This window comes from Flavobacterium geliluteum, assembly GCF_017948595.1.
GTDB lineage: Bacteria > Bacteroidota > Bacteroidia > Flavobacteriales > Flavobacteriaceae > Flavobacterium > Flavobacterium flavipigmentatum.
On record NZ_JAGFBV010000023.1, the window covers coordinates 23,433 to 36,829 of the forward strand.

Sequence of the window (13,397 nt, forward strand, 5' to 3'; positions counted from 1 at the left end):
AAAATTGATACTAAACTTTAATTTTATGATCTCATCAATGATTGCTATAAGTACAGGTTCCATTTGAATTTGCATAAGCCTGACCATTATCATTTACCTCACTCAGGGCTAAAAGATTAGCTGCTCTTTGACTTGTACTTGAAAAATAAGTACCTGCAGGAATATTGTAAATCACCGTTGAGCCAACATAACCTATTCCGCAATCCTTTCTGGTAAAAGTACGGCTAGTTTGAATGTTATAAAATCCGCAAACACCATTTGCGTTTGCATAATTTTGTCCATTCAAAGTGACATCATTTTGAGCTTTCATATCGGCATCTGCTTGCGATATTTCGGAAGAATAATTACCCGCAGGAATGCTATATGTTACTATTGATCCCGTACCTGCTGAACAATTATTTTTTATAAATACACCACTGTGTGCTTTACTTTTAAAAGTACAAAAGCCATTTACATTTACATTATTTTGTCCAAATATGTCACACCTTCGAATAGCTTTGCTATCTGCGTCTGCCTGCGAAATATTCGAAGTAAAGGTTCCGGCACTTATCGTATAAGGCAAAGAAGATCCTACACTGCCTTGAATACAATCATTTTTAGAATATACTCTGTTGACAACTGTGCTGAAAAAAGTACATAGACCATGAGAATTAGCGTAAGCTTGACCATTTAAAGCTATTTCTGACAGGGCTTTTGCATCCGCGTCCGCCTGTGAAGTGTTAGAAGAATATATTCCTGCTGCTACTGAATAATTTACACCAGATCCTGTTCCACCTGAAACGCAGTCATTTTTTACAAACAAAACAGATTGAGCTTTATTTTTAAATGTACAAAAGCCATTAGTATTGGCATAATTCAGACCGTTTGCAGCAATGTCTGCTTGTGCTTTGGCATCAGCTTCTACCTGCGATACATTCGAAGAATATTTTCCAGCTGGTACGCTGTAATTCACTGATGATCCTATTCCTCCTAAGCTACAATCATTTTTTGTAAATACATCACTTTGGGCTGTATTTGTAAAGGTACAAAAGCCATTTACATTTACATTATTCTGTCCAAATATGTCACATCTTTGAATAGCTTTGCTATCTGCGTCTGCCTGCGAAATATTCGAAGTAAAGGTTCCGGCACTTATCGTATAAGGCAAAGAAGATCCTATACTGCCTTGGATACAATCATTTTTATAATATACTCTGTTGACAACTGTGCTGAAAAAAGTACATAGACCATGAGAATTAGCGTAAGCTTGACCATTTAAAGCTATTTCTGACAGAGCTTTTGCATCCGCATCCGCCTGTGAAGTGTTAGAAGAATATATTCCTGCTGCTACTGAATAATTTACACCAGATCCTGTTCCACCTGAAACGCAGTCATTTTTTACAAACACAACAGATTGAGCTTTATTTTTAAATGTACAAAAGCCATTAGTATTGGCATAATTCAGACCGTTTGCAGCAATGTCTGCTTGTGCTTTGGCATCAGCTTCTACCTGCGATACATTCGAAGAATATTTTCCAGCTGGTACGCTGTAATTCACTGATGATCCTATTGCTCCTAAACTACAATCATTTTTTGTAAATACATCACTTTGGGCTGTATTTGTAAAGGTACAAAATCCATTAGTATTGGCAAAAGCCTGACCGCTTGCGACAACATCTGCTTGTGCTTTGTTATCAGCATCCACCTGTGATTTATCCGATATATAAGTTCCCGCAGCTACAGTATAAGTCATTGAGGAGCCTACACCACCTGGAATACAATCATTTTTAGTATAAAATCCACTCTGAGCTATATTATTGTAAATAATTTGTCCTTTATAGTTATAAAGATATTTTTGTAAAACATTTGCATCTTTATCCTTAATATACTTTAATCTATTTAACTCATCATACTCATAAAAAGTTACCAAGCCTTTCGGATCAGTAATGCTGCTTATTCCTACAAGTGGTATATAAGTGTAGGTAGTTACCATTGCACTGGCTAATCCAGAATCATTGCGCAATGAGGTAAGGGCATTTAACAAAGCTGTTTCGTTACCAGTAGTACTGGAAGAGGCGCTTTCTATGGCTGTAATTAAATTAGGAGAGACAGTAATTGGTGTAGCGCTCTCTATTTTTGCGACTATTTGGCTTTTATTATATCCCCACACCACTGTAGTATTAAGTTCTCTAATCATTAAACGTGGTGTAGCATTATCTGTAGAAATCACTCCAAAATAATTAATATTCCCATCTGAATCGTAACTATAAGAATTTCTTTTTTCCAGAGGATTATTGTTTTTGCCCTTTGAAAAAGATATAGGTTTAAATAAATTAGTAGAGATAGAACTAAACTGATAATTGTATGAATCTGTAATTTCTCCATTTTTTTTATTTACAATTTTTACTACTGGCGAGATGAAGTTTTTATTTACCATCTCCTGAGAAACATAATCCGTAAAATCATAAGGATAAAATATTTCATTTGAAATACTATTATTTACATCCAAGGATGTAGTAATTTTTTTTTGCTTAAAATGAGTATTATATTCAATTGTGACGCTTTTCTCTGTAGGCTGATCATGGTGGTATTCAATTGTTTTTTTATTGTAGACAAATTTTTCTGTATCAAACTCTTTGTAAATATTAAAATAGTAAAAATCTTTAACAGTATTCAGTGGGTCAATTTCTTGCTGAAAGCTCCTAATAACCTTATAATCAACTTTTAAACTTTTAGGATAATTAGTATTATTTATGATAGTTGCTGGCGCATACTCTGGCTCTTTGGTGTCAAAATAAAGATTCGTTTCTTCAAAAAGTTTTTTATTATTTGTATTAATATCATTACCTGAATATATTAACTTCCCTTTTTCACTACCAATTGATAAATCCTGACCAGTTGGTTGAGATGGAAAAATATCTGGAGTTAGCGATGGAGTGTAAAATTGGGTCATTTTATAACCTTGAGGATAAATACTTTTTTTAACACCATATACTCCTGGTAAATAAGTATACGATACAGAATTATTTGTATCCCCTCCAAAATTACCACCACAATTTCTACAAAAAAACTTCTCCGATTTTATACTTTCATTTCTTATTACGCATTCTTTTACAGAAAGATATCCTACAGGAGAATTATTGTTTAATCCCAGATTATAAGGCTTTGAACTCACATTTAAAACATTAATATCTTGTGGTATTATAGCGTAGGGAAGCTGGTACCCTGATCCATTTAATATTGTTTCTTTCGTTCCAAAAGTGCTATGTAATTCAGTGCCATTAAATTGAATACCACTGCATAATCCATCAACATCTGTATAATCATAGTCTTTTGATATTGGTTCTCCTTCAACAGGATTATCAACCGTTGAACGAACTCTTATTCCCCCTACAGGAATGACCACCTCACCTTTAGTATATTGCGCTACATCAGAATCATAAAAATTTAAATTTATTTGCGCTTCTAAGTTTTTTGTTCTGTTATAATCTGTTCGAATTTTAAATTCATAAGTACCAGCAGGAATGATAAACTTACCGCCGCTATTTTTACTTACTGCACAATTATTAAAACTAATACAATTACTATCTATTTGGGACATTTCATTTAATTGCAAGGATATCTTAGGAATTTCTATTCCATCTCGAACACGAGTTAGCGCAAGCAAAAGATAATAAGGTGTGCTATTATCATTACCAAAGGGTTCACCACCAACTTTTTTAATACTGATATCAATAAAATTTACATCTCCAATATAATGACTCAAGGTTGCTAATACATCCTTATCAAAAGTTTTAGTAAATACACTTTCTTTAATAGGATTAGCCGCAGGTAAAAAATCGGACTTAAATTTTAACTGAATACCTACATTTGGCTCATTTTTCCCAGTTATACTAGTGCTAATTAAATTTGGTTCGTAGGTTACGACCGTAGTCCCTCCTGTAGGATATTTTATTGTTTTCAAAGCACCTTTCTCTGTTTCGATAAAATCTGACTTTCTATTAGCTTGATAATTAGTCCCTTCAACAAAAAATGGAGTAGAATTATTCGCACCATTTGAAAATCCCCAAAAATCCTGATTATTTGGATAATCATGAATAGACTTAATAAAATTTGGCAGATCTGTACCATAATACTCAAAGCCATAAAAAAACATATTATTTTTAATTATATTATCCAATAAATTTCTTCTGCCTGAATAACTAAAATTGTACGAGTCAACAATTTTACCACTCATATCTTTGACAATCATTTTACTGTAAACTTCATAATTATTCAATTTTATATAATCGAAATTAATTTTGAAATTTCTGGAATTAATAGATTTTAAAATCTTCCTTTTTATAATATCATTTGTACACCCTTGATTATCAACATCGGCAACAGCAGGAACTCGATTTCTTATCTGAAGACTTGCGTAAAAACTATAGGTTTTAAAATCATTGTCATCGTAAATAAAGTTTATTTGCTCACCATTATTTACTATGATCTTTGATAATTGCCAGCTCGAAGTATAGGAAGGGAAGCTCTCCTCAAAAAAAGAACTGTATCCTTGAAATGGCTCATTTATCTCTTTCTCTTCGAAAAAATACTGATTTGCATTAGCATCTGTCAAAATAAAAGCTTCAACAATTTGATTGTTACTTAAATTCTTTACAATTTGTACTTTATTTTCATGTTTTGATAAAAAAGCAGGAGTTCCATCTAAACCAATTTTAAAAGAAAAATGTATCCCATTAACGCTTACGTTATATTTATCTGCCTCCCCATCATAAAACCCAGAAGCTAGTTTGTTGGCATAATTATCCGTTATGGTATTGCTATTAATATAGTCATTAACTATTACTTTAACAGCTGTATTGTTATACCCTCTAGGATGTTCATCTGGTAACCCTCTTACTTCTCTGCTAACTACACCACCCAAATTCAATTGCCAACCTAAGCCTATTATCGATGGTGTTTCTTCTAATCTGTTTCCTGCATAATTATAACTTAGCTGAATAGGGAGATTAAAATCCCCTATATTACTGTTGAAGAGCTCAATATTTTTTTCTAATCTACCATAAAATAAATTTACAGGTATCTCTCCAAAAGTACCTAATCTGGATACCTCTGGAGATACTGGAAATGTTAACAAGTCTGGATTTAGGGTATTTTGCTGACTGTAACTAGTACTCCAAAAAACAAAAATCAACAAAAAATTGGGTATTATTTTCTTCATATATTATATTATTACCTAAAGACTAACATTCAAATAGAGAGCTACGTTCTGAATATTATTTTCTTTTAAAAAATCTTTTTTTATTTAATAGTTTTAATCACTTTAACAATTCCACTCCCGGCATTGGTCTTTACATTAATAATATAAATCCCTTCTGGATAACGACTCAAATCGATAGGAACTGTGCGGTTTTTGATGTCCAGATGTTGCAGGATTCTTCCTGAAATATCCACCAAAGTGGCAGAGCCGCTCTCATAATCAAAACCAATAATGATATTGGTGTAAGTCGCTGCTGGATTGGGTATGGCCTCTATATTGGATTTCTTTTTCTCTATTTTTTCTTTGTCTTTGAGTTTGACCACCCAGAAATCATTTCCACCAATATTCGAATTTTTATCTTTTGAAGAATTAGAGTTAGAAGTACCCGCCATCAAATAACCACCATCCCGGGTTTCGATTAACTTTCTAAGGATATCTTCACCTCCACTGCCAACGATTTTATTCCAAAGTTCTTCGCCTTTATCGTCAATTTTTAGAGCCATATAGTCGTTGATACCGTCTTTTTCCTTGGCAACCAAGCCTTGGGCTTTACCTAGCACACTTTTAGAATTGTTCTTCATTTCGCCTTGAGCGTAACCTCCAATCAAATAGGTGTGATCGTTATTTTCTACAAGGGAGGTCAGGATATCTACTTTTCCAAAATCATAAGTTTTACTCCAAATCACGCCGCCTTCTGGGTCTAATCTTAAAATCCAGTAATCGGTTCCGTTACTTACAATACCCCCAAGAGACGTTAGCGGATTTTTGCTGTTGGAATTTCCACCCACAATGTAACCGCCATCAAAAGTCTGTCTAATAGCATACGGCTGATCATCGCCATCTGCGCCATAGACATTTTGCCACTGAATTTCGCCCACATCGTTGATTTTTAGAATCCAGAAATCCCCAACACCTTTATTGGCAACTGTTTTATCGCCCGAAATAGGCGAACTCGAATAACCTGCCAAGATGTATCCGTTATCACTGGTTTGCTCCATGCTTCGCAGTAGGTCTGCATACTGACCTCCATAGGTTTTTTGCCACTGAATCACTCCTTCCTTGTCCAGTTTTACGACCCAATAATCCATGTTGCCTCTACTTTTTTCTGATTTATTGTACAAATCTGTTGAGGTAATGGCAGGAGATTTTGAATCTAATCTGTCATTCAGTGGAGGATTGGAGCTGGAAGAACCTCCTAAAATATAACCCCCGTCTTTGGTTTGAAATGCGCACAAGAGTTCGTCCTGACCACTGCCACCAATGGTTCTTTGCCATTGCTCCTGACCAGAGGCATCTAATTTTATAATCCAAAAATCGGTAATCCCTTTACAGTCTTCTTTCTTCTGAAAACCTTTGGAAGATCCAGAAGTACCCGCCAGAATAAATCCGCCGTCTCTGGTAATTTTTATGCTTTGAAGCAAGTCAAAACCGCTTCCGCCAATGCTTTTTTGCCAATCAAGATCCCCTTTCTCGTTCATTTTCCAGATCCAATAATCCAGATCACCGTGGTTGTCATCTGTTTTATTTCCTGTTTTATTAGACAGGGAACTTCCTGCTAAAATAAAACCGTAGTCGGCAGTAGGTTGCGCATCAAAAAGATAATCGGCATGTTGCCCTCCATACGATTTTTCCCAAAGAACATCTTGAGAATAACTAAAAAACGATAAAAGGAAGAGAACTAATAAGTAAAGTTGTTTCATAAAAAAGTTCGATATAGGCTATTTATTTTCGCTCGCAAATCTAAACAACTAATAGGTTACGATTTTATGCTTTCCCACATTTTTTGAATTTATAATTTAAAAAACAAGTATTTCTACGCAATATTATACCCACAAAACATACAAGTAATGATTTACCTTACAGAATGTTTATTTCTCTTTTTCTTGGATTTAAAAAGCATTTTATAATCAAAGCTTTTTCAATAATTTGTATCATTTAGTCTTTGTAAATCAGCCCTAAAATGGTTCGAGAAGTGTCCCGTTAGGGCTCCGAATTCATGTCTAGCAGCATAAAACATTGTTAATACGACTAAACCAAAAACCATAGAAACTCCTACAAACTCAATTCCTAAATTAGGAATTCCAAGTGCAAAGATTGCCCTTCTACAACCCTTCCTAATACCAAAGAATAGATTCCAAAAAATTATGCAAATAACATTTTCACGATTTAATTGTTTACTAGTTAATCTTATCATTTATAATGTTGAGCTTAACAAATAAAAAAGGTTATCTAAACACGAAAATAAAGTATGCTTAGTAGTTTACTTTCACCTTCAAATAGCAAAAAGTTATATGTGTTTTTCTTTTTAAATAGCTGTTTTGAAACCAACTAATGCATAAAATTGTAACTGAAAGATAATTTTATTTTTATAAATTCCTCCTTTAAAAGTAGTTAACGGGATAATTTATAGATTAACGTTCTAATTTTTTAAAGTATCGTAATCTTATATTTTTAATGTAGAACCATAAAGAGATCTGTTGTAGCTTATTTTTGTTAAAAACGACATTTATAAAAACAAGTGATCTTCCTCTTTTTTTCTGATATTATTTTTTTTTGATACTATTTGACAATTTCCAACGTCATTTCAATATTTTCAGTGATAAGAAAACACAGTAATATCATATTGGGGATCTGCGCAAGTTTAAAAGCTACTGTCACTACTGAGGATGTGGCTTAACTTTATTTGTTATTCTATTTGAGTAGATTTTAAATATCTACATCAAAAGGTCTCTTATTCTTCTATTATCTTATTTAATTTCGTCACAAAGTTCGGGAATCACTCGCGGGCGCTAGTAAAAAATTCCCCCATAAATGCAGGGAAAAACTCCTGCTTTATTGCGTTGCTTTTTGCGCTTGCTAAGCGATTCCCGGTGGATGTTCCATAATTAATTTAAAATATAGAAATTATGGAAACTTTAAATCAAAACTGGCAGACCGTATCTGAAATTGAACTGATTTATAAATCAAAAGTAAAAAACTCTGAAAGACCACAAATCAAATCTTCCAAAGACGCATACCGGCTGGCTCTCTCAGCTTGGGATTACAATAAAATAGAACTCTTCGAGCAGTTCAAAGTATTATTTATGAATCAAGCTTACAAAGCACTTGGGATTTACGAAATTTCTTCTGGAGGGATAACAGGAACTGTTGTAGATCTTAGATTAATATTCTCAGCAGCTCTTAAGGCAAATGCTACATCTCTGATGATGATTCACAATCATCCTTCAGGAAACCTCACAGCCTCTGAAGCTGATAAACAGATAACTCGAAAAGTAAAAGAAGCTGGTAGACTTCTTGATATCACATTACTGGATTCACTAATTATAACTACCGAATCTTATTACTCCTTTGCTGATGAAGGTGCTTTATAAGCACTTTTAACATACTAGGATCTCTATAATATTCTTAAATTTTCAATATATAAATTTAAGATGGTTCTGTCGCATCTATCAGAATCAAATATAAGAATTTAAGTAATTTAACAGTTAGCCCGCAAATTTACAGAATGATTTAAACATAAATATCCCTGATCCAACCATTTGATTCTTTCTCAGCATATGCACAACTTCAATTCCGCTTAACGTCCGTTTGGCCGATTCAAAACTTTTAAAACCTAATCCGTTTTGGATGCGCCACTTGATGAACCGATGGTCCTGTTCGACAATATTGTTGAGATATTTACACTGCCGAATTTTAATCTTTGAGAAAGAACGCCTGTTATAAACTTTAATTACTGCCGTATTAGAACCGCTTTTATCAATGTTTATTAATCTTGGCCGGCAGTTATTACTAATTGCTTTAATTAGAAAAGACTGAGCGCTCATTCTTTGTCTTTTTCTGGTCAAAAGAAAGTCAACCGTATTGCCTGATTTATCTACTGCCCTATATAAATAACAACAAATACCTTTCACTTTGATATAGGTCTCATCCATTCTCCAACTTACTGCCAACGTCTACTTTGCGCTTCTTCATTTGCATCTCCATTAAGGGTGCAAACTTAAATACCCAGCACTGGACGACAGCATGATCAATAAGAACTCCTTGCATTTTCATGATCTCTTCAACATCTCGATAACTAAGTGTAAATCTTAGTTTGAAATATACTGCCTGAAGAATTATGCATTTTGGATAACAATGACCTTTAGCATTCATCTTTTGATCGGTTTAAAATTCTAAAGATAAAAGTTATTCAAAGATGCGACAGAACCCAAAAAGTAATTTAGTGTAAACAAATATATAGTTACCAAAATTATTTTAGAGATTATATTCTAAGAGGAGTGTATCTTATATTTCTCTTTAATTAATTCTAATTCATTCTCAAGCCTGATCAGTGTCGTTAAATCTTCCTTTGACATTTCAATTTTTTCAGGGTTCAGTTTTTTATTCAGCAGTGTCATTTCCCGGCCTATAGTAGCTTGTTCTGTGATAGCGTAAGATTCTGTCTGTTTAACTGATGAATGTCCGAGCATTTCCTTTACCACATTCATTGGGACATTATTGTTTAATGTTACTGTACTTCCAAATGTTCTTCGTGCCATATGTGTATTGAGGGTGAAAGGAAAACCGCATAATGCAGCAATTTCTTTAAGGTATTCATTCATTTTCTGATTAGAAGAAACCGGTAGTACAGTTCCGCGCTTAAGACAGAGCGGATGATCTTTGTATTTTTCAAGAATTTCGATCGCCTTTGGAAGAAGCGGGATTCTTGCCGTAGAATTTGTTTTCTGCCTCTCAGATAAAATCCACTGATTTCCGTCAACGCCATCTTTTATATCAGCTTTCTGGAGCTGAAATGCATCAATATAAGCAAGTCCTGTGTAACACTGGAAAACAAAAATATCACGCACGGTATTGAGTCTTTCCGTTGAAAATTGGCGTCTTTCCAGTTCAGCCAATTCTTTTGCAGATATAGGCTTCTTTACAATTTTAGTTTTTTTCCCTTTGAAATTCTTAAATGGATCTTTGATAATGATTTCTTTGTCTATTGCTCGTATTACAATTTTCTTGAAATTGGAAATGTATTTAAGTGTGGTATTATTTGCGCACTTCCTTATAGTACGGAGATAGAATTCAAAGTCTTTTATGAATTCAAAATTTAAATCAGCAAATTCAAAATCACTAGTATTGTATTTGAATTTAATGAAAGCCGTTAGGTGATTTTTAGTGATATTGAATCTCTCCAGTGTGGCTTCTGTATATCCGTTGCCAATCAGGGCTTTCATTTCATCATTGTGTTTTTGAAATTCTTCCAGCACCTTGGCTCTGGGTGTCATTCTTCCCATAACATGATCCATAATCTTTTGGGAAGTTATGGGTTTTCCGGTGTACATAATTTCGGATTTGATTTCATGGATTTTCGCAGTGAGTGAATCCAGAAAAAAGTTCAGCGATTTCGCATCTTCTTTTGTGCCTGCTGCTCTTTCGGTTTTCTTGTTCCATCGCTCGGTGTCCCACTGGCGTCTGGTGGATGCTTCTCTCGGGATTCCATCAACGGTTATCCTGAAATAAACACTTCTAATGTTACTCTCATTGTGTCGGGGTGCTTTCAAAAAGAAAATCAACCCAAAGCTGTTCTCTAGCATAATTCAACTTATTAGATTAGTAAATGTAGAATTATAACCTCATTTAAACAAGATGTAAACGTGCTTAACCCCTTTGATATCGGGACTTAAGATGAAATTTTGTGGCGCAACTTTGAACTTTGAAAATGCGCCACGAGTGCGCCACAAAGTTTTTGTGCGATTTTAAAAATATTGAAAAGCGGTATAAAGGAAAAAACCCTGCAAATCGTTGGATTTGCAGAGTTTACCGCTCTTTTTGACCTTTTTTGAAAACTTTGAAAATGTTATTTTTCCTTTGTTTTCCGGCCTTCGCGGAGAAAGAGGGATTTGTTTTCCGACTTTAATACGTTGATATGTAGAATTTTAATTTTCTATTCCTAAATAGGGTCTCGCTTTTGCTCCTCAATTCTGACTTGCAAATTTTCGAATCCATCCATTACAAATATAATTAAAAAATATCACTAGCCAAAAAAGCTTAAATTTATTTGTTCAATGGTTGAACTGGTTGATGAACTTGTTTAAAAACTGAATAGCAAATCTGCTTTTTCTAATTTGATTTGAGGCTTGTTTAATTCGATTACTGCTGATTTAACTTTAATCTGGTCTTCCCTTGATAAAAATATTGGGATGAGTTCTTTTATATCAATTTTCAATAGTCTATTTATTATAATTAAATCTTTAAGAGTAAATGGCTTTATTCCGTTCATTAATTCGGACATGTGCGTTTTACTTTTGTGACCCAAAATATGACCTAAATTTTCTTGGGTCAAATCAAGAGCTTTTAATTTTTTGCGAATCTGTTGTTTTCTGTTTTCTAAAAAAACTCTTTCTCGTTCGGCAATAATTTCAGACTTATCACTTTCAATTACTTTTTCATCAGTCAAATTGTCTAAATTAGACCACTCTTTATTTTCATATACTTCAATTAAATCTCTTAATTTTTTTCTAAGATTTTTGAAATGCACACTTTCTTTAGATAGCAATCTTAACTTTCTATCAGCAATAATTGCTCTTTCTAAATCCAATTCATTATTAATTGAACCGCTCTCAATGAATTTTTCTATATCAAAATTTGTTTTCATTATTCAATATGGTTTTTATCTCTAAGCCATTTTTCAATGGTTGATTTATTATTTTTAAAAACTCTTTCATATTCCTGATGCGTTCCTGTCCAAATTATTGTGGCTTCGCCGTCATCATCTAACTCAACTAAAATTAATGTCCTGTGGATATTAATATCAAAAAAGTAGAAACCATCGCTGTGAACACAATCCGCATCTTTTCTTATTTCAGTTAGAACGGATTGCTTTGGGTCAAATTTTTCTAAATCTTCTATCAATTTATCGACTTCATCGCATAATTTTCTATTGCCGATGTTTTTCTTTTTTAATTTTAAAATTGTTTTCTTACCTATTACTCTCATAATAATTACAGCAAATATAAAAAATAAGTTCGGAATATAACCGAACTTTATGTTAATTTTTTAGTTGGACATTTTTGAGGTTGGAAATAAATCGTCCAAATCATTCTTAGGAATTTTAATTTCACTTTTTCCATATTCAAATATTTCAAGATATGGATAATTCAAAGGTCTTATAAAATTATTTGGAAATGGATATTCCTTCAAATGCTTTTGAATTTGATATAAAACTTCTACACCTGAAATGAATGGATTAGAATATGAGAAAACATCCTTAATTATCTTTTGAAATCCTTTTAAGTCTATGGTTGATTCAGCACTTGAACGGAAATAAATCAAATCTATACTTGAGTAAAATGATGAATCAATATCAATATTGTCAAAAACCTTTGTATTTGAATCAATACTATAGTCTAACTTATAAAGCCAAGCAAAATTCTTTAAAATACTATGTATTGGATTTTGATAATTATTGATGTTGAGATTTGCTGAATAAGACACTAGCACATTCAATCGAAATTTTCTTTTAACTTTCTCCATATTACTATGTGGATTCTATTTTATTTAGTTTCTCTAAAATAATTAATTAGGGTGTTAAAATTAAACCCTAAGCCTGCAATATTTGGTTCAAGAATTATTGAATCTGCTATCGCACCTCCAATGCCTTTTTTCTTCTTACTGATTATTTTGAAATCATCTAAATCTTGACCTTGCTTGATTTTTGAAAATATAGTTTGAATTAACGACACTACTTCAGTTGAATTTTCACAATACTTTTTTAAAGGGAATAATATGAGTTTTAAATTAGATTCTAATTTTTCCTCATCAGAATTATTAGAGCGTTTTCTAAATTCCGCAGGGTGTCTATTTGTTACTAATATGGCAGGTAATAATTCATTTTTATCTACATCGTCACCATTGATGTTATGCCAAGATAATACTTCATCGCTAAAATGAACACCTGCATCAGTTTTCATAATTACAACTGCATTCTTTTGTTCTGAAGCTAACGTAGCCATTTGTCCGAAGTTCTTCATCAAGATTTCGCTTAACGGCTCTTGCCAACCATAATCAAGTAAATAAATAAAGTAATCTCTACTGTGTTCTTCAGGCATTCCTTCCAAACTATGAACCATTAGTCCCATGTTTTACATTTTAAGTGTTTTTATATTGATGT

Annotated in this window: 8 protein-coding genes and 1 pseudogene; 1 reads left to right on the forward strand and 8 read right to left on the reverse strand. The window is 33.1% G+C overall.

What is annotated here, in order from left to right:
- Nucleotides 1-34: 34 nt before the first annotated feature.
- Together J3495_RS13815 and J3495_RS13820 are read right to left on the reverse strand one after the other, a co-directional pair.
- Nucleotides 35-5,200: a DUF5977 domain-containing protein gene (locus J3495_RS13815; protein WP_210667126.1), complete on the reverse strand. Its 5,166-nt coding sequence runs from the start codon at nucleotides 5,198-5,200 to the stop codon at nucleotides 35-37.
- An 80-nt stretch (nucleotides 5,201-5,280) separates the two neighbouring features.
- Nucleotides 5,281-6,939 (reverse strand): T9SS type A sorting domain-containing protein, encoded by a 1,659-nt coding sequence (locus J3495_RS13820; protein ID WP_210667127.1) that lies wholly within the window; start codon nucleotides 6,937-6,939, stop codon nucleotides 5,281-5,283.
- 1,206 nt (nucleotides 6,940-8,145) lie between these two features.
- Here J3495_RS13820 and J3495_RS13825 point away from each other — a divergent pair.
- On the forward strand, nucleotides 8,146-8,610 hold the full coding sequence (locus J3495_RS13825) for a JAB domain-containing protein (RefSeq protein ID WP_210667128.1): 465 nt from the start codon (nucleotides 8,146-8,148) through the stop codon (nucleotides 8,608-8,610).
- A gap of 114 nt (nucleotides 8,611-8,724) precedes the next feature.
- Here the strand turns inward: J3495_RS13825 and J3495_RS13830 are convergent.
- The 6 genes and pseudogenes from J3495_RS13830 to J3495_RS13855 all read right to left on the reverse strand — a co-directional run bounded on the left by J3495_RS13830 (nucleotide 8,725) and on the right by J3495_RS13855 (nucleotide 13,365).
- A pseudogene (locus J3495_RS13830) lies at nucleotides 8,725-9,391 on the reverse strand (IS6 family transposase).
- Between the two features lie 116 nt (nucleotides 9,392-9,507).
- Nucleotides 9,508-10,821: a site-specific integrase gene (locus J3495_RS13835; RefSeq protein ID WP_210667129.1), complete on the reverse strand. Its 1,314-nt coding sequence runs from the start codon at nucleotides 10,819-10,821 to the stop codon at nucleotides 9,508-9,510.
- Nucleotides 10,822-11,318: 497 nt separating this feature from the next.
- The gene (locus J3495_RS13840; RefSeq protein WP_210667130.1) at nucleotides 11,319-11,882 is read right to left on the reverse strand and encodes a transcriptional regulator; all 564 of its coding nucleotides are present in this window, start codon (nucleotides 11,880-11,882) and stop codon (nucleotides 11,319-11,321) included.
- Entirely contained in the window at nucleotides 11,882-12,223 is a 342-nt protein-coding gene (locus J3495_RS13845) for a type II toxin-antitoxin system HigB family toxin (protein WP_210667131.1), read from the reverse strand. The genes J3495_RS13840 and J3495_RS13845 overlap by 1 nt, the downstream gene beginning before the upstream one ends.
- A gap of 60 nt (nucleotides 12,224-12,283) precedes the next feature.
- Nucleotides 12,284-12,760: a hypothetical protein gene (locus tag J3495_RS13850; RefSeq protein WP_210667132.1), complete on the reverse strand. Its 477-nt coding sequence runs from the start codon at nucleotides 12,758-12,760 to the stop codon at nucleotides 12,284-12,286.
- Nucleotides 12,761-12,780: 20 nt separating this feature from the next.
- A complete protein-coding gene (locus J3495_RS13855) occupies nucleotides 12,781-13,365 on the reverse strand; it encodes a hypothetical protein (protein WP_210667133.1) in 585 nt (194 codons plus the stop codon).
- Nucleotides 13,366-13,397: the final 32 nt, after the last annotated feature.

Excerpts from the sequence above, each read along its gene's own strand:
- J3495_RS13835 (WP_210667129.1), bottom strand. The coding sequence starts at position 10,821 with ATGCTAGAGAACAGCTTTGGGTTGATTTTCTTTTTGAAAGCACCCCGA.
- J3495_RS13850 (WP_210667132.1), bottom strand. The coding sequence starts at position 12,760 with ATGGAGAAAGTTAAAAGAAAATTTCGATTGAATGTGCTAGTGTCTTAT.
- J3495_RS13855 (WP_210667133.1), bottom strand. The coding sequence starts at position 13,365 with ATGGGACTAATGGTTCATAGTTTGGAAGGAATGCCTGAAGAACACAGT.
- J3495_RS13845 (WP_210667131.1), bottom strand. The coding sequence starts at position 12,223 with ATGAGAGTAATAGGTAAGAAAACAATTTTAAAATTAAAAAAGAAAAAC.
- J3495_RS13820 (WP_210667127.1), bottom strand. The coding sequence starts at position 6,939 with ATGAAACAACTTTACTTATTAGTTCTCTTCCTTTTATCGTTTTTTAGT.
- J3495_RS13840 (WP_210667130.1), bottom strand. The coding sequence starts at position 11,882 with ATGAAAACAAATTTTGATATAGAAAAATTCATTGAGAGCGGTTCAATT.
- J3495_RS13815 (WP_210667126.1), bottom strand. The coding sequence starts at position 5,200 with ATGAAGAAAATAATACCCAATTTTTTGTTGATTTTTGTTTTTTGGAGT.
- J3495_RS13825 (WP_210667128.1), top strand. The coding sequence starts at position 8,146 with ATGGAAACTTTAAATCAAAACTGGCAGACCGTATCTGAAATTGAACTG.